A 17,034-nucleotide genomic window follows, 5' to 3' on the forward strand; every position below is an offset into this window, starting at 1 on the left:
CGTTAGCAGCCTTGAGTTAGGATTTCTTGTTGTGCTCCATTCACTCTTTTATTGAGCCGGGACAGCAACTGTTTTTCACAAGCTGTCAGCGCAGGGTGGCCATCAAAATGCGCCACGGCATCAGCTTCGTCCCACTCCACCCGGTAGCAGCCCGGTAGTATTACGCCTCCGCCCAGTTGTTTCGGGAGAGGGCAGGGCGCTTCCACCCGAAAGTAAGGCGTGAAATGCTGAAGGATCAGCTCTGTAGTCAGGGAGGCCCTAAGAAACCGGAAAGGTATTCCCTCTTCGCCAGGCGGAAGCCCTTCCACCTGAGCCAGGCACTGCCGGGGTCCCAACGGGACGCCACTCCAAAGGGCAATGTGGCAGATACCGAAGTGGCGGCAGGCTTTGCGGGGGTTGCCTAAGGTGATGTGTAGGAGCATAGTGATATGGCCTTTTTAGGTGTTTGATTGTTTATTCGATACGTTCTTCATTACCGCAGTTCTCAATAAAGCGCACGATTTCGGGGTACTTTGCGGCAATTGCCCTTCTCTCATCATCTGTTTTGGCAGCTTTGAGCTGTGGCCAAATAACCTCATCATAGAGCTTTCTCCGGTATTCAGCAATACTGTCTAAAATGTGCTGCTGCTTTTGGAAGTTAATGGCATAGTCTTCCAAATTTCATTGCCGTACACTTTTAGCTCGGCAAAAAGTTCATTGAAAGTTTGGAAAGAGAGACAGAAAAAATAAGGGTTTTCTGAGATTTTAAAAATCTTTGCAGAAAACCCTTTCAAAATGTCGTTCTGCAAAGATCTAAAAAATGGTTGATAAAGCATCAATCTGAGGTTCCACAAGGCAACGCCTTGCGTCGATTAACCGTCTTATCTGGTTTATTAGGTGCCTTAATCAAAGGTGGCCGGGCATCTCTATCAGAGTTGGGCCGCCATATGGAAGACCCCACTGACCTGGAAAGTCGGGTCAAGAAGGCCAAGCGTTGGTTGCAAAATAAGTGGACCGATGTCACGGTACACTTTATACCCTACCTTCTTCCGATTCTCCACTCTCTGAGCAAGGCTGGAGAGTTAGTTCTGGCCATCGATGGCTCCTGTGTGGGCAAAGACTGCATGGCGCTGATGGTCAGTGTAATCTGGCGCAGGCGAGCCATTCCCATTTGTTGGGTAGTTCGTAAAGCTCCCAAAGGCCATTTCCCGGAACACATGCACGTGGCCATTATCGGTCAAGTGGCGATGCTTATGGACAGTATCCTGGAACAGGATTGCCGGATTTTCCTGCTGGGAGATGCCGAATTCGACGGCTGCGAGTTGCAACAGTCTTGTTTGGCTCACGGTTGGGAGTACGTGCTAAAAACGGCGAAGGATACTTTGGTAGCCGATCATCCGAACATGGAGAATGCTTCGGCTTTTGGCCATTTGGCCGCAAGTATCGGTCAAAAAAGCTTGTTCCTGCCCCAAATGTATGTGACTAAGCAAGGGTTTGGGCCAGTCAATGTCTTGTTCTGGCATGACCGGACCCGATATGACCGACCTTTGTATCTGTTGACCAGCTTGGAATATGGCCCGCAAGCCGAAACATATTACCGAAAGAGGTATCACATTGAAACCTTTTTCGGCGATATCAAATCTCGCGGATTCCACATTCATAAAACCAGGATTGAAGAGCCTCAAACCTTGTTCAATCTCTTGATCGTGGCTAGCCTGGCTTTCATCATCTGTATCTTGTTCGAGTTTGATGCCCGAACCTCAGCCCAGTTGGGTAAATTCTGCCGTAAAGACCGAATCGATAGCTTGTCCGTGTTTCAGATTGGACTGAGGGCTGTCCGATTTTATGCTAGGCATGCTTTAAATCTTTCTTTCCAATTTTCAAAGAACTTCCCGTAAAATAAAAGTGTACGGCAATGAATTCCAAATAACGGATAAAGGCTTTCGTATTTCCATCCTTATAGAACTTAACCTTTCTCCAATCTTCTTCAGTTAGATTGAAGCCTGTGCCGTACATCTTGTTGATCCGGATCACCTCCTTGCGCACATACTCCCGCTGTTCTTTCGTCAAATCCGGCGTATTGAGCAGTGCCGTATACAAAGAGTCCAGCGAATACTGTAGCTGAGTCGTACAATCTTGTTCTTCTTGCTCCAGGGTAACCCCCATCCATGGGTATGTTGAACGGATTTTTTTCAGGATCTCATTGCATGGATTTTGTGCAGTTAAGTTCCAGTTTGAAGTAAGAAGTAGGGTTACCATACATACCACAGAATAGAATGAGTTTTGCATGAGATTTTGTTCTGATTTCTTAAGTTCAAATAGTAAATGAAAAAACATTTATCATTTGAATCTACGCTTGAATTCAAGTACTTAAATAATGGTGGGGAGAAACTACTTCTGCCCCACCATCCCTATCATCTTAGCGTAACTTTAAGCACCAAACATCCACAACTGATATAGCATTGCAATGGTAATTACAATAAAGAATAGCGAGAGCAGAGCAAAACCTGTGGGGCGGCTAAATACAAATACACTGATTAGCGCAAAAACCAAATTAAGGGCTATGACCTCCTGCTGTAGGTACTGGTAAGGTTCTGGTAAACCGACCACCGCATGTAGCAAAAAGGAAATTGCCGCAAGCAGGGCAAAAAAGGTACCAATCCTTTTATTGGTCATTTTCTGACCAAAAAAGTCATAAACTTCTACCTGATTGAAGGATTGGCGGATAGTTTGAATAATGTTTGACATGATACTTTGTTTTTATTGACAATCACAAATCTCCTGGCAATCACGGATGTAGGTTTCCCAACATTCATGCAGCTGGTGTCCCACATGAACGCCGCCGAAAATCGCAGCAGCAGAAACACCTAAAGCTACGCCGGGGAAACCTCCAATTGCTCCTACTGATGCTCCTGTTCCAAGCTCCGCTAAGTACAGCGCCTACTCCCTCTATAATCGTTCCTGCACTCACTCCACCTTCACTCCCTTGAAGGTCCTGGACACACGCTCCCCGTTGGCACCATCATAGCTGTAGTCCATTGAGAGCTCCCGCCGGTCTGGAGACAGGGCTCCTACCCCACATACCCGGTTGCAGTCAGGCTTGCCCAGGGCAGCGATGTAAAATTGTTTCAGGCCAATAGAAAGGTCTGGGGACTCAACAATGCACCCATCAAACAGCCCTTCCAGACGCCAGCCCGGTTTGAACTCAATTTGAAAAGTCCTGGATTCATCATCTGTATTATAACCCTCCCATTTGCCAAATACGGCCGACCAACTGCCATCTGTGTATGTGTTGTCCAGCGGTTCCCTTACGTGAAGTATCTTTGTGACCGTATCGCGGGTATAGGCAGTGCCACCACATAAATCAGGATTGATCTTCTCTACGATCAGCGTGACGGGTACATCCCCAACTGCATTCTCTAAAAAGCCCAGATTGAACTGCCGCGTGGTCCATACCTGAGGGTCTGCACCTACCCTCCACTCATAAGAGACATTACTCGCTTGCAGCTCGGTCTGATCTGCCCGGAAGTAGATATCCCCACCGGTAGCAAAAACCGTGTCAACTTCAAACTCAAGATCTCTGGGCTCGCCCCCATCACAATCCCAGTCGTACGTCGATATTGGAATAATCAGCATTTTAAAACTCGCATTTGCCGGTTCGTAGGCTAAACAGGGGTCATAGTTGGCGCATTCCGGGTTGGCAGGATCAAGGCAGTCTTTCTCGCAAGCGGCAAACAGGAGCACGCCCATCAGGATCATAAATAGTGGCAACAACTTCATATTCCAGGTTTTTTTAAGTTTAGCTTACAGCAAAAAAGCAAGGTGCCTGTGGCTAATGCTCATTACAATTTGTACACTTTCCAAATTTACCGGTTTTGCCCGTCCCAGTCAAAGACAAAACCTCCCATTCCTAACACCCCATTTTAGCTAAGACATATCTATATCTGTCTCAACTACTTCAATTAAGTCTTTTTGCTCCGCATCAGAGAGCGTATCCCATTCAGCAGCGGAGGTAATCAGATTGAGCGACAACAGGAGCGCGATAATTGCTGGTATCATGTTTCAAAATGTTTTATGGTTAATTGGATAGAACAAAACTATTACCATTGACCTTCCCGCTCAAGGACAAACTTTTCATTTCCTAATACCTCATTATTACAATAAAAAACACTTCGACTTTTCTGTTATTTGAGATTTATACCTATCTTAACGACAATTGCGCAAAACTCCATAACTCTCAATATTCTAAACCCGGTGCCCCGTGTGCCCTAACTAACGCCAATATGAAAGCGCTACGTGAACTCGTTGACATCGTCACCAAGCACAAGAAAAAGCAAATGGAAGTGATCGGGCTGGACAAAGACAGCCCGAACCGCTATGATGAATTCTATGACCTGCTCGTTGCCGAGCAACTCCCCACCGAGCGAGATGCGGCTCAGTATTTCTTTGGAAAAGACAAGTCGGCTTCCTTTACCCAATACCGCAACTTCCGCAATAAATTCTTTCGGAGACTGGTCAATGCTGTCTTTCTGCTGGATATTAAGAAGCCGATGTTTAGTGAATCGCAAAATGCTATGTATCATATTCGAAAGAATGCAGTTGCTGCAAGAATCTTAGCTGCCAAAGGTGCCACACATGCCGCTGTTGAATTAGCAGAGAAGACTATAAAACCGGCAATACAGTATGAGGCGACTTTAGAAATACTGGAACTGGCTAGGATTATCAAATCCAAATATATATTACTTACCGATAATCATAAAAAGCTTTTGGAAGCTAAAGCTATCATTGATAAGAGCCTTCTAGACCTTAACCTTTCGGTAAAAGCAGAAAGCTTGTATTATGATATAATCAGATATTATAATACCTCAAGAAGTACAAAACCAGAAGTGGCGGCACTTGCAGAAAAATACAAAATAAAGCTTGAGAAGGAATTACCGGAAAGTGAGTCTTATAGATTCAGGTTTTTTTATTTTACTATTGCCAAACTAGCCTGCACTACCCGTCATGACTACCGCGGCTCCCTGAAAGTCTGTAAAGAAGCAATCGCCGATTTGGAAAAAAGGAAAGCAGCTACTCCTCCTGCTATTGCTGCATTCCTTCATCCTACACTAGTTGCCGCCACTATGCTCGGCCAATTTGAAAAAGCAGAAGCTGCCGCTACCCAACTCGAAGGCTTGAATTTACCCGGCTCTCACAACTGGTACAAAGGCATGGAGGTGCTCGTCTTTTTCCGCTTGCACCAGCAAAATTATCAGGAGGCTTACCGGGTCTTCAAACAAGCGCGGAACCACAAGCGGTTCTCTCATCTTTCGGCAGCCAATCAGGAGCAATGGTACCTCTTTGAAGCTTATGTCCACCTGCTGATTGCGATGGGTAAGATTAAGCGGTCAGAGACGGAGGAAAAGCGTTTGAAGCTCCGCCCGGCCCGGTTGCTTAATCAGGTGCCATTATTTTCTAAGGACAAGCGGGGCCTGAACATTCCCATTCTAATCGTCCACGCCATTTACCTGCTCCACCTGCACCGGTACGAGGAGGCCTACGACCGCATGCAGGCGCTGGAAAAATACGCTGGCCGCCACCTCAAAGCGACTGATGACAATTACCGGTCCTACTGTTTCATCAAGGCGCTCTCTAAAATTCCGGATGCTGACTATAACCCGGAGGCAGCACAGCGAGCAGCAGCAGACCTGCTCCGGGAAATGGGGCAGCAACTGCTGCAGTTTGCAGATACACCACATGAGGTGGAAAATATGCCTTACGAGCACCTGTGGGCTTTGGCGATGGAAACATTGATGAGACCAGACCGAATCATTTGATAATATTTTCACGCTAAAGCCCTGATGGCTGCCTGGCCTTCAACGGTCAAAAATCACGACTCAATCCAATAGGTGCAGGCAAGATGCGTACTTCAGAAGCTTAGGCTACCACCCAAAAGCATAGTACCGCTCTCCGGGCACATCTTCATAAATGCCCTCCAGAAGGAGCCCACCGGCAGACTTATCTTCGAGATTTGCAATCAGGCTTTCCTTGTCCCTAACCGGCTCCCCATCCACTTTGGTGATAATGAAGCCTTCCTGCATATTGGTAAACTGCCGGATTTTACCGTTGTACAGGGCTTTGACCTGCACACCGCCTTCAATGTCTAATGCTTTTGCTTTTTCAGCCGACAGGGTTTCGAGCTCAGCGCCCAGCTTTTGCAGAACAGCGTGTGGCTTTTCACCTTTAGCCAACACCTTATTGCCATAGCGGCTGCGAAGCTCTACTGCGATGGTGGTTGGCACTCCTTCCCGAAGCAGTTCGAGCCGCACTTCATCGCCGGGCCGATAGCGGGCGATCTGCTCCTGCAATTCGGAGCTGCTCTGAACGGTTTCTCCGTTAACCGCTGTGATCACATCGCCAGGCAGCACCCCGGCAGCACCGGCAGCACTGTTCTCCAACAAACTGTCTACGTATACACCAGTCGTCACGGTCAAGCCTTCCTGTTTGGCAAGATTGCCATCTACCGAGCGGATCATAATACCGAGTACGCCCCGCTGTACGCTGCCAAATTGCAGCAGGTCTTCCACCACCTTGCTCACGATATTGCCGGGCACCGCAAAACCATAACCGGCGTAGGCACCGGTGGGGCTGGCAATAGCCGTATTAATACCTACGAGCCCACCGTTGAGATTGACGAGCGCGCCCCCGCTGTTGCCGGGATTGATAGCGGCATCGGTCTGAATGAAGCTCTCCACAGCGAAGTTTTCCTTCAGAATATTGATGTTGCGCCCCTTAGCGCTCACAATACCTGCCGTAATGGTGGAATTAAGGCCAAGCGGATATCCTACGGCCATAACCCACTCCCCAACCCGGACATCATCACTATTCATTAATTTTAGCGTAGGCAGTCCTTCGGCTTTGATTTGCAACAGTGCCAGGTCAGTACTGGGGTCGGTGCCCACAATCGTAGCTTTGAAAGTGCGGTTATCGGTCAGCGCAACCTCAATATCATCTGCCCCTTCGATCACATGGTTGTTGGTGACGATATAGCCATTTTCATTGATAATCACTCCGGACCCCGTGCCCACCTGCGGGCGGGAAGAGCCGGGCTGCTCGAACCGGAAAAAGCGATCGGGCCCGAAAAAGTCACGGAAAGGATCGACTTCCCGGGGCAGTCGCTGTTGGGGCATGGGATTCGGGGAAGATTTCGTCGCTTTGATATGGACTACAGCGTCAACAACGCCTTCGGCTACTTTTGTGAAATCCAACGGTATGGGATCCCCATTTTCATCGAGTTGCCACACAGCAGACTGTGCAGGCGTTTGGTTGATATGCTCTATGGTGACAGATTGACGGTCACTGCTTACAGCATGGTAAATGCCTATCGTTGCCAAGGTCACAAACAATGCGGTAAGCCCTGAAAAAAAGAGTTGCTTTTTCATTGCTTCACTTGTTTTTTATACTCAGAACTTGATAAACCTTACCTAAGGGGCATCAAAAGAAATACCAATTGGAGTGAAGCTGAAAAAATGACAGTTGACAGGAACAGTAAGCAGAATCACCCTTCCTCCTCGTTCAGTAGCCGGGCTTTAAGCTCAGGATAAGCAGCGAAGTAGCCATCCACAAGGTGGCGGCTGGCCAGGAAAAAGATACGTTTACCGAAAATGCCGGACTCCTGGAATTGAACGGTGGCGAGCTGCAGGAACAGGAACCGGCTCAACCGGAAGCTGGAAACGTTGTGGAAAGGGTAGCGGGCTGTTTTAAAGTAGTTGGTGACGTACAGGAAGTCGCCATCCGCTTCCACCCGCTTGAGGCGCAGTAGGGTGAAGGCAAACAGGAGCACACCGGTAACATAGAAGAAGACCATGCCCCCTTTGAAATAAATGGCAGGCGTATTGCCCACATAGTCGTATTGATAGAACAGGGCAGCAAGGGTGCTGGCCCCAAAAAAGACAATCCAGAAAACCGGAATGAAAAACTTCAGCAGTAAAGTCGCATTACTTGATAGTCGGTGCATTAAAATTCTTCGTTTTCTCGGTTAACACGGGCGGAAACTACAATACTGACCTCGTACAGGATATAGAGTGGAATGCCGATCAGAAACTGCGTGACCACATCCGGCGGGGTGATCATCGCGGCCAGCATCAGGGTGCCGATGATGGAATGACGTCGGTATTTTTTCATGCCCTCCGGCGTCACCAGCCCTACCTTAGACAGGAAGTAGACGATGATGGGCAGCTCAAAGATCAGCCCGGCCGGTGCCGTAAACATGATCATGTAGTTGATGAAGGACGACATCGTAGGCGTATTCTGCACGCCCGGAATCTGGTAGCCTGCGAGAAAATTCACAGCGAATGGCGAAATGATGTAGTACCCAAACAGCACACCGAGCATAAACAAGCCTGAGCAGATGCCCACCATGCCACGAGCCGCTCTCCGCTCTTTGGAATACAAGCCGGGCTTGATGAATTTCCAAAACTCCCACAGCACGTAGGGGAAGGCTATAATCAGCCCCATGACGAAGCAGACCTTGATGCTCATGATGAACGGCTCACCGAATCCCGTAGCAATTTTCGGGAAATCCGGTGGCACAAAGCACATCATATCCCCCAGGCCTACCGAGTTCGACAGGCTGCAAATGGCGCGGTAGGAAAAGAAATCCGCTTTGGTCGGCCCGAAGATGACCGTATCAAACAGCCACCCCTGAAAGAAGAACAATACAATACCAAGGCCCACTACGGCTACAAGAGACCGGATGATGTGCCAGCGCAGCTCTTCCAGATGCTCCAGGAAGGTCATTTCCTGAGTCTCTTCCCCGGTACCGAGCTTGTCTACGTCTATTTGGTCGAGTGGCATATGCGTCTGCTAATTTTCATCTGCAAAAGTAACAAAAAACCGGTCCCCGGCAATTTTAACATTTAGCCCCTGTAACGGATGCTAACCACAGCATTATGAGGGCACAACATCGGAAAAACCAAGGGTAAAACCTTCGCTCCTCTGTCAAATTATTAACTAGTTTTTTAGGATCATCGTTTAGTCTTATTATTTAACCGGGCCTGGTAAGCACCGCTATTTGGCACGCTGCACCTGACTGACCGCCCTATGCCTGCTTTTGGCTTGCACCGCGCTTGCCCTGGTATTGGTCTGCCCACAACCAAACGATCATGTCCATACCTAAAGATCCGCGGCAGCTGATGATCAATCTGATGTATATTGTGCTGACCGCTCTGCTGGCCCTCAATGTGTCTGCCGAAATTTTGGAGGCCTTTTTCACTATTGACCGCAGCCTGGGCGAGAGCAGCGCCGTGGTACAGTATTCCAATGAGCAGATGCTTCAGGCTATACGGGAAGAAGCAGAGGCTTACGAACAATACCAGCCCTATGTGGCTAAGGCCGAAAAGCTGGGTCAAATTACCGGGCAGTTGCAAGAGCAGCTCCGGCAGGTCAGGGCGGATATTGTGGAAGCCGCCGGCGGGCTCGATCAGCAGGGTATTCCCGCAAGGGAAACCGACAAGGATATCCCCACCCGCATTCTCATCAATGAGGGGCATGGCAAAGCACTCAAAACGGCTATCCTGCAGGCCCGGCAAGATCTCCTTTCCCTCATTGAAAACGAAGAACAAAGGCGCCGGCTGGAAGCTAGTATTCCGCTGAGCATACCCGCTCTGCCCCCAGATGCCACTCAACCTACCTGGGAAGCGCATACTTTTCAGCAAATGCCCGTAGCTGCAGTCCTGCCTATCCTGCGCAAGTTTGAGAACGATGCAGAAGTGGCCGAAGCCGCTATTCTCAACTACTTCCTCAGCAAAATGGGCGCGCAGATCGTCATGGATGCCTACGAAGCCGTTGTCGCTGCCCCCGAAAGCTACATCATTCGCGGGGACACCTATCGAAGTGAGATTTTCCTGTCGGCCTACAGCAGCACCGCTGACAATATCCGCATTAGTGTGGATGGGCAGCCGCTGCGGGTAGAGGGTGGGAAAGCCACGTTTACCACTTCGCCCTCCCGCCCTGGGCAACATGAGCACATCGCCCGGATCGAGCTGGAAGATCCTGTGACGGGCACCGTGCAGCGCTTTGAGCGGCCGTTCCGGTTCCAGGTAGGCGAACAGGCGGTGGCAGTAGCCGCCGATAAAATGAATGTGCTTTATGCCGGGGTGGACAATCCAGTCACCATCTCAGCAGCGGGTATACCAAGCGCGACGATGAGGGTCAATGCCAGTGGCACGGACCTGCAGCCGCTGGGCGGTAGTGCCTATATCGCCCGGCCTGATAAGCCTGGCAAAGCTGTCATCACGGTATCCGGCGAAGGCCTGGCTCCAATTAACTTCGAATACCGGGTTAAGAAAATACCGGACCCCGTCCTGGAAATTGCTCAAAAGCGCGGCGGCACCCTGCCTGCTGGTACTTTCCGGGCACAACAGGGTATCATCCCGGTGCTGGACAACTTCGACTTCCAGGCGCGCTGTGAAATCACCGGCTTTGAGGTCGTCCGCAAACCCGAACAGGCAGATATCGCAGTAGCCCACAATTCGGGCGCCCGCTTTGCCGGCACTGCCCGGCGCCTCATCGACGCGGCAGAGCATGGAGATACCTACTATTTTAATGAAGTAAAAGTGCGTTGCCCGGGCGATACCGGCCCGGCCCGTGAACTGAACAGCCTCATATTCAAAATTCGTTAACTCAAAACTGAAGGAAAATGAAGTATTATCTGATCCCGGCGCTGAGCCTGCTGCTCACGCCCCTCTTTGCGCAGACCGAAAGCACCCGGCTGCCGCTAAATGACATCACCCACCGCACCCTCCTCCATGAAGAGCGTCCCCTGCCCTATCCGCCAATACGGGAAGCCGACATTCTATGGGAAAAACGCGTGTGGCGGGTCATTGACACGCGGGAGAAAATCAACCTCCCTTTCCGCTACCCCAAACAACCTTTTGTGACCCTTTTGACCGAAGCAGTGGAGTCCGGCAGGCTGCAGGCGTTTAGCACCGCTAACGACGAGTTCAGCCTGCCGCTTTCTCAACAGGAAGTCACCGGCATGCTCTACCGCATTGATACGGTACCCATCTATGACTTTGACACCGATACGGAAATTTACCAGGTGGTTAAGGATGAGCTGAATCCGGAAGATGTGAAGCGCTTCCGCATTAAAGAACACTGGTTTTTTGATACCCGGACCTCTACCCTGCAGGTGCGCATCCTCGGTATTGCACCGCTTATTGAGGAGTACGATGACAACGGCAACTTCCGGTACGAGCGCCCCCTGTTCTGGATTTACTACCCAGATGCGCGCGAACTACTTGCTCATGCAGAGGCGCCAACCGATGGCCTCGCCCACAGCCCCATGAGCTGGGCTGATGTTTTTGACATGCGCAAATTCTCCAGCTACATCATGAAGGCCTCCAACATACATGATGAGCGCCTGGAAGGCACCTACACCGGTGTGGACCTCCTGCAGCAATCGCAAAAGCTGGAACAGGAAATCTTCAATTTTGAGCATGACCTCTGGTCGTATTGATATTTAATGGCCAGAGCACAAAAGTCCATTCTAGTTGTTACTTTTGCGGCACGCTTAAAAATAAGCGTAAGGGGCGCAGGAAAGAACTGTGCCCCGCCGCAGAAGAAAGATTATGGAGATATTAATGTATGCCGGGCTGTTTATCGTTAGCCTGGGTGTGTTGTTGAAGGCATCAGACTGGTTTATTGACTCCGCCGAGCAGATTGGCTTATCGCTGGGGGTTTCGCCCTTTATCATCGGGGTCACCATTGTGGCATTTGGCACTTCCCTGCCGGAGCTGGCCACCTCTATCGCCTCTGTACTCAGTGGCGAATCGGAAATCGTTACCGGCAATGTCGTGGGCTCCAACATCACCAATATAGCCCTGGTGCTGGGGCTGGCGGCTTTGGTCGTCGATAAAATCGAACTGGAATACAACATCTGGCACGTGGATATGCCCTTCCTCTGGGGCTCTGCCTTTTTGCTGTGGTTTGTGCTCAGAGACCTACACTTTTCGCTCTTTGAAGGTATCCTATTCATCATGGGCATTGTGGTCTTTCTGGCCTACAGCTTCAAAAGCGAGCAGGAACCCGAAGAAATCGAACGCCCCACTGTAACCTGGAAAACCTATACAATGCTCATCATCGGGGGGGCTTTTGTGTACCTCGGTGCCGATTACACCATTTTGGCCATTCGCAAACTATCCACCTTTGCGGGTATTGATCCGGAAATCATCGCACTGTCTGCTGTGGCCCTGGGCACTTCCCTTCCGGAGGTCATTGTGAGCCTCAATGCTGCCCGCCGGGGCAAAGCCTCTATCGCTGTGGGCAACGTGCTGGGCTCCAATATTTTCAATACGTATATCGTGATGGGCGTCTCTTCCTTCTTTGGGAAGCTGGTCATCCCCACCAATATCAACGAGCTGTTCCTGCCCCTTATGGTGGCCATGACGATCCTGTTCGGCATCATGGCCAACAATAAAAAAATCACCCGCTGGGAAGGCGTACTTCTGCTGATGTTCTACGCTTTCTTCTTCGGGCAGCTTATCGAATCCGCAATCTAATCCTTATGGCACTGATCAAACCTGTAAAAGGCATCCTCCCTCAATTTGGCGACAACTGTTACCTGGCTGAAAATGCCACCATCGTTGGCGATGTGCAGATGGGTGACGACTGTAGCGTTTGGTTTCAGGCGGTCATCCGGGGCGATGTGCACAGCATCCGTATGGGCAACAAAGTGAACGTGCAGGACGGCGCCGTTATCCATTGCACCTACCAAAAGGCGCCGACAACGATTGGCAACAACGTCTCCATCGGGCACCGGGCGCTGGTACACGGCTGCACCCTCAAAGACAACGTGCTCGTGGGCATGGGCGCTATCGTCATGGACCACGCCGTGGTGGAAGAAAACGTGCTGATCGCGGCAGGTGCGGTAGTCCTGGAAAACAGCCACCTGGAATCCGGCTACATCTACGCCGGGGTGCCGGCACGCAAGGTTAAAGCCCTAAGTGCCGAAGCCTTTAGCGATTCCATAGAGCGGATTGCTAATAATTATGTGATGTACAGCAGCTGGTTTAAGGAGTAGTGTTTTGCCGAGTATCAGATGACGGGTGCATTAGGCGGTATATCTACAGAAGACTTTGTAGAACCTGTATAGATAGATCATGGAGTCGCATCTCCTACTGTTGGCAGAGGGGAATACCTGTTCTGCCCATCTAAGGCTCCCCCTACTTTCAAACTTAGCAAAGCCAATTACATTTTGACAAACTGACCCAGATAAGCAACGGCTCCGCTATTCAATTCGCCAAACAAATGATAGCTTCCTCCTCGCAGATGGGTAAAATTAAAATAACGGCCCACCTCAAAGGCATGAGCTTCAAGCTGCTGCCCAGTATTATTGAATAGTAAAACCTGCTTTAATTTTTCCACACCCTGCCCCTGAAGCATCAAAAAATCATGACAAGGATTAGGATATAAGCTAATGGAAGAAACAAGGGAAATATCTGAGGTTTTCGTAACCCAATAACAGGGGTCCTGAAGGTAAACGGCTGTACCCACAGCCATAGACAAGCCATAAATAGATTCCATTCCCTGCCCTTCTATTTCGTGCTCTATTTGAAGCCTTGTTAACGCAGGGTCCTCATTAAATGCTTCTGTAGTGAGTTCAAAAACACCTTCGGGCGTTTCGGCCATACAGTAGGTGATGCCCGGGAAATCATCGGCAGATACCTCCGTAAGTTCCCAAGTTATTTGATTGGTCAGGAAAGCCCCCCGGTAGCAGATTGTATCCAGGAATCGGCTTTGATCCCACCATACTCTGACAGGCTGGTGAACGGCATGTATGAAAACATATGCTCCACCTCCGGTTAGGCAATGATTAGCGTCCGGGGCGCCATTTGTTGATTGGGTAACTAAGCTTTGGTATAAAGGCTCTTGTGAAAAAGGAGAATAATTATCAGGGTCAACTGCCCGAACATCGAATACAGCATTCATAGGAGAATCATCCATGATTTCTCCAAATTCCGGGTCGAAGCCATTAGAAGCATTTGCATCGAAACCAATTAATAACGAATCGTTATTCCCAGCAGCATCTTCAAAATATAAGGCGACCTGAAACCTTGCATTTTGTTGACAATAGGCTGTAGTAGCAGTGATGACTGTAATAACTAAAGTTACTACAATGATCGTCAGAAAAAAATTTTGAATATTCATGCGTTACAGCTTTATTAGAATAGAACCAATAACCTCGCCATCCAAATCTAATACCAAGTAATAAACGCCAGAAGTTATATTACTTGGCGATATTATAGTGGTGGAGTTCCCAAAATGACTAGACAGGCAGCTTAATTTATAAAACCCTTAAAATTTAGCTATCATGAGCAGAAGAGATTTCAACACTGACAACAGTCATTCTTCTACAAACTCTACCTCCATATTGTACCGCCACTGATTGAAGTACAAATTCCCCCCACGCCATTCCACCTCGCCCCGCTGAAAGTCCACTGTTTCACTGCGGGGGTGCACCTTGGCCGGGAAGAAATCGCCGGAAAAGTCATCGTTGACAATCAGGCGGTAGGCATCGGCCCCACCAAAGAAATAGCGTCGGGCCTCCGGGTGGTCTTCAATGGCCTGTAGGTTGAAATCGGGGTCAACGGGCACCCAACCCAGCCCCTCGAAGTACAGCTCCGACCAGTCGTGCAGGTTTTTGCTAACGGGGTAGAGGAACCACCCGCTTTGCCACTTTGCCGGAATGCCCACATAGCGGCAGAGGGTGATAAACAGCAAGGCTTTCATTCCGCAGTCCCCCCGCTGATTTTCGATACAGTAGGCCGGGATATTAGGCATGGTGGAATACTCCAGCGCACTAGCCCAGGGAATATTTTCGCCAATCCACTGATAAATGAGCCAGGCTTTTTGAACGGGGTCCTGCTCATTGCCAACGATATCCTTAGCGAGCTGCTGTACCTCCGGCGTAAAGCGGATGTGCTGTGCCCGCTCCTGCGTGTAGTATTGGTACAGCATGGAGGAGGTGTCATAAGGCTCCACTTTCGCATTCCACAAATCCTGCCAGTGGTCGTAAGCCGTGTAGGATACTTCGTACTGGAATTCCGTCCACTCCCCCGCCACTGCCGGCTTTTCCATGTAAATGGACGTATGCGGATAGCTCAGGGGCGAAATAATGTAATGCGGCTCACTCGCATTGATCAATTGGGGTGCGGCCAGGCGGTCGCGGCTCGGACGGGGATAGGGCAGCCATGCGCGGACCATTTCACCGTGGGGTACGGCATCGGGCTTTACGCGCAGGGTGTAGTTGAGCTTGAGGGTGCGGGGGCGGGCAATGGCAGCCTCCTCCCCTTTTACCGCCTCCACAGCGCGGGGTAGGTACACCTGCAGGAAACTGTCCAGGGTTTGACTGCCGGGGCCATCCACTTCCTCCTTCCGGGCTTTGGCTTCCGCATTTACCCGGAAGAGGTTCCAGACGGCATTACGGAAGTAGCGCTTTTTGCCTTCAATAACGCGCATTTCCAGTTCGCCGCTCTCCTCCCATGCCTGCAGCTGTGCATCGGTCAGGTTGGGAAAGTAAGCGCCCAGCGTCTCCCGGATGTAGGCTTCATCCCGCGAAAAGTCGAGCTTGATACGGTCGAGCAGAGCGGACTGTAGTTGTAGCTGATAGGCGGTGGTTTCTTCCAGCCCTCCTTCAGCAATACGGCTGGCCATGAGGTCCTGAGCGGTCCGGTATTCCCCTTCGGCTATAGCCTGATCAATATCAGGAAAGCCGGTCTGAGCGGACAAAGAATAAGTCATCAGCAAGATTAGTGCAGACAGTAAGCTTCGCATGGCGTATGGACTTGATTTTTTTATTTGATATGTTAGTAGCCCGGCACTTCCGCTAAGGGCAATATCCCGTACTCCGTGGGCTGATCCACGAGCATACGCTTGGCTCGTACAAAAGAGTTCAGCCGGTATTCTGTAAAGGTGGAATCGCCCCGGCGCAGGCTTTCTTCCCGTACCTGCCCGGAGGCGTGAATGATAGCGCCGTCGCCCTGATAAATGGCTACATGGGTAATCTTTTCCGGCTTTTCAGCGGTAGCTTTCCGGCCAAAGAAAAGGAGGTCGCCGGGGAGGAGATTGGAGAAGGTGGTATCGGTTTCCACTTCCACGCCGGTGTGCACCTGCTGAGAGGCGTCCCGGGGCAGCATCAGCCCGTTCAGGTAAAAAACCGTTTTGGTAAACCCGGAGCAGTCCACGCCTTTGCCAGAGGTGCCGCCCCAAAGGTAAGGGCGCCCCATGAAGCGGCTTGCGGTACGGAGGATGTTCTCCGCTGTAGGCGAGCGGCTGTCGAGCCAGGTCTGATAATCCATGGCTTCATCGGCCATAATATAGGCTTCCCGGCCATCGGGGTACTGTACTTTTGTAAAGCCGCCCTCCTGTCCGAGCTTGCGCAGGATATTGCCGGCTACCAGATCAGAAACGATGCCTTCTCCGCCCGGGCTGCTGTAGGAAAAGCCAAAATCCGGCAGGTAAATCACCCGTTCGCTATTGACCCAGGCCTCTGCACCGGCCTTATCGGTCAGCTCAAAGCCTCCGGAATCCAGCCAGCCCAGGTAGCCATCAGGGGTTTGCACGAGGTACCAGCCGTCTTCTTTTTTGAGTACGTTGAGCAAGGTGCCTAGAGTGGATTGTGTAGACAACTCAGAAGAATGCCCCGGCTTAGAGCGAATATTGCAGGCGGAAAGATTCACGATGCCGTAATGCAGGCCTTCCAGGGCTTCATCCGGCAGTTGCTGTACCGTGGTGGCGTAACCCAGTGCTTCTGCTTCTGATTCCAGGGCTTTTTTGGCATTAGGCAGATTGGTTTCGCCGGTGAGCAGCCACTGACCGTCCTGCTGTTCAGCGCGGATATCAAAGAGGGCCACCCGCTTATCGGGAGCATGGGCTGCCTTGAGTTGGTCAATCAGGTTGGAAAGCTCGGTCGGTGGCTGTGGAGCCTCCGCCTGCCCGCCGGAGTTGCAGCCTGCGGCGGGCAGTAGGAAAGCCAGGGCAAAAAGAAGGTTTCGCATCTTTTTTACCGGGAAGATA

At 50.4% G+C, this 17,034-nt stretch carries 18 protein-coding genes; 6 read left to right on the forward strand and 12 right to left on the reverse strand.

Translation table 11 applies throughout. The features are described from left to right. Positions 1 to 2 precede the first annotated feature (2 nt). Together IX84_RS05905 and IX84_RS05910 are read right to left on the reverse strand one after the other, a co-directional pair. Complete coding sequence (locus IX84_RS05905; RefSeq protein ID WP_044217489.1) at positions 3 to 422, reverse strand: hypothetical protein; 420 nt, start codon at positions 420 to 422, stop codon at positions 3 to 5. Positions 423 to 453: 31 nt separating this feature from the next. Then, a complete protein-coding gene (locus tag IX84_RS05910; RefSeq protein ID WP_044217491.1) occupies positions 454 to 657 on the reverse strand; it encodes a hypothetical protein in 204 nt (67 codons plus the stop codon). A 146-nt stretch (positions 658 to 803) separates the two neighbouring features. Here IX84_RS05910 and IX84_RS05915 point away from each other — a divergent pair, with 146 nt between their 5' ends. Continuing rightward, positions 804 to 1,877 (forward strand): transposase, encoded by a 1,074-nt coding sequence (locus IX84_RS05915; protein ID WP_044217494.1) that lies wholly within the window; start codon positions 804 to 806, stop codon positions 1,875 to 1,877. Here IX84_RS05915 and IX84_RS05920 read toward each other — a convergent pair. The 4 genes from IX84_RS05920 to IX84_RS34310 all read right to left on the reverse strand — a co-directional run bounded on the left by IX84_RS05920 (position 1,828) and on the right by IX84_RS34310 (position 4,038). Then, the gene (locus IX84_RS05920; protein WP_152604937.1) at positions 1,828 to 2,268 is read right to left on the reverse strand and encodes a hypothetical protein; all 441 of its coding nucleotides are present in this window, start codon (positions 2,266 to 2,268) and stop codon (positions 1,828 to 1,830) included. The genes IX84_RS05915 and IX84_RS05920 overlap by 50 nt on opposite strands. 141 nt (positions 2,269 to 2,409) lie before the next feature. Further along, a complete protein-coding gene (locus IX84_RS05925) occupies positions 2,410 to 2,727 on the reverse strand; it encodes a hypothetical protein (RefSeq protein WP_044217499.1) in 318 nt (105 codons plus the stop codon). Between the two features lie 219 nt (positions 2,728 to 2,946). Next, positions 2,947 to 3,759, reverse strand: a complete 813-nt coding sequence (locus tag IX84_RS05930; RefSeq protein ID WP_152604938.1) for a hypothetical protein — start codon at positions 3,757 to 3,759, stop codon at positions 2,947 to 2,949. A gap of 147 nt (positions 3,760 to 3,906) precedes the next feature. Beyond that, positions 3,907 to 4,038, reverse strand: coding sequence for a hypothetical protein (locus IX84_RS34310; RefSeq protein WP_262501614.1), 132 nt, complete (start codon positions 4,036 to 4,038; stop codon positions 3,907 to 3,909). Positions 4,039 to 4,262: 224 nt separating this feature from the next. Between IX84_RS34310 and IX84_RS05935 the strand changes: the two genes are divergently transcribed. Continuing rightward, a complete protein-coding gene (locus IX84_RS05935) occupies positions 4,263 to 5,795 on the forward strand; it encodes a hypothetical protein (protein ID WP_044217505.1) in 1,533 nt (510 codons plus the stop codon). 105 nt (positions 5,796 to 5,900) lie between these two features. Here IX84_RS05935 and IX84_RS05940 read toward each other — a convergent pair whose 3' ends face one another. The 3 genes from IX84_RS05940 to tatC all read right to left on the reverse strand — a co-directional run bounded on the left by IX84_RS05940 (position 5,901) and on the right by tatC (position 8,814). Continuing rightward, entirely contained in the window at positions 5,901 to 7,400 is a 1,500-nt protein-coding gene (locus IX84_RS05940; RefSeq protein ID WP_044217508.1) for a Do family serine endopeptidase, read from the reverse strand. Positions 7,401 to 7,516: 116 nt separating this feature from the next. After that, complete coding sequence (locus IX84_RS05945) at positions 7,517 to 7,975, reverse strand: hypothetical protein (RefSeq protein WP_044217511.1); 459 nt, start codon at positions 7,973 to 7,975, stop codon at positions 7,517 to 7,519. Next, positions 7,975 to 8,814, reverse strand: a complete 840-nt coding sequence (gene tatC / locus IX84_RS05950) for a twin-arginine translocase subunit TatC (RefSeq protein ID WP_044217513.1) — start codon at positions 8,812 to 8,814, stop codon at positions 7,975 to 7,977. Before tatC ends, IX84_RS05945 begins: the two co-directional genes overlap by 1 nt. A gap of 308 nt (positions 8,815 to 9,122) precedes the next feature. On the opposite strand from tatC, the gene porM reads away from it, so the two are divergent. The 4 genes from porM (at position 9,123) to IX84_RS05970 (ending at position 13,039) form a co-directional block, all read left to right on the forward strand. Further along, entirely contained in the window at positions 9,123 to 10,640 is a 1,518-nt protein-coding gene (porM, locus tag IX84_RS05955; protein ID WP_044217515.1) for a type IX secretion system motor protein PorM/GldM, read from the forward strand. Between the two features lie 17 nt (positions 10,641 to 10,657). Then, on the forward strand, positions 10,658 to 11,476 hold the full coding sequence (gene porN, locus IX84_RS05960) for a type IX secretion system ring subunit PorN/GldN (protein WP_044217517.1): 819 nt from the start codon (positions 10,658 to 10,660) through the stop codon (positions 11,474 to 11,476). A gap of 112 nt (positions 11,477 to 11,588) precedes the next feature. Then, positions 11,589 to 12,518, forward strand: coding sequence for a calcium/sodium antiporter (locus IX84_RS05965; RefSeq protein WP_052515796.1), 930 nt, complete (start codon positions 11,589 to 11,591; stop codon positions 12,516 to 12,518). A 5-nt stretch (positions 12,519 to 12,523) separates the two neighbouring features. Further along, complete coding sequence (locus IX84_RS05970; RefSeq protein WP_044217520.1) at positions 12,524 to 13,039, forward strand: gamma carbonic anhydrase family protein; 516 nt, start codon at positions 12,524 to 12,526, stop codon at positions 13,037 to 13,039. A gap of 167 nt (positions 13,040 to 13,206) precedes the next feature. Here the strand turns inward: IX84_RS05970 and IX84_RS05975 are convergent, their stop codons facing one another. The 3 genes from IX84_RS05975 to IX84_RS05985 form a co-directional block, all read right to left on the reverse strand. Next, a complete protein-coding gene (locus IX84_RS05975; RefSeq protein WP_044217522.1) occupies positions 13,207 to 14,166 on the reverse strand; it encodes a T9SS type A sorting domain-containing protein in 960 nt (319 codons plus the stop codon). Between the two features lie 195 nt (positions 14,167 to 14,361). Beyond that, on the reverse strand, positions 14,362 to 15,792 hold the full coding sequence (locus tag IX84_RS05980) for a transglutaminase-like domain-containing protein (RefSeq protein WP_052515797.1): 1,431 nt from the start codon (positions 15,790 to 15,792) through the stop codon (positions 14,362 to 14,364). A gap of 32 nt (positions 15,793 to 15,824) precedes the next feature. Then, positions 15,825 to 17,015 carry a C40 family peptidase gene (locus IX84_RS05985; protein ID WP_052515798.1) on the reverse strand — a complete coding sequence of 397 codons (1,191 nt, stop codon included), beginning with the start codon at positions 17,013 to 17,015 and terminating at the stop codon, positions 15,825 to 15,827. Positions 17,016 to 17,034: the final 19 nt, after the last annotated feature.

It is taken from the genome of Phaeodactylibacter xiamenensis (genome assembly GCF_000759025.1).
In the GTDB taxonomy this organism is placed as follows: Bacteria; Bacteroidota; Bacteroidia; order Chitinophagales; family Saprospiraceae; genus Phaeodactylibacter; species Phaeodactylibacter xiamenensis.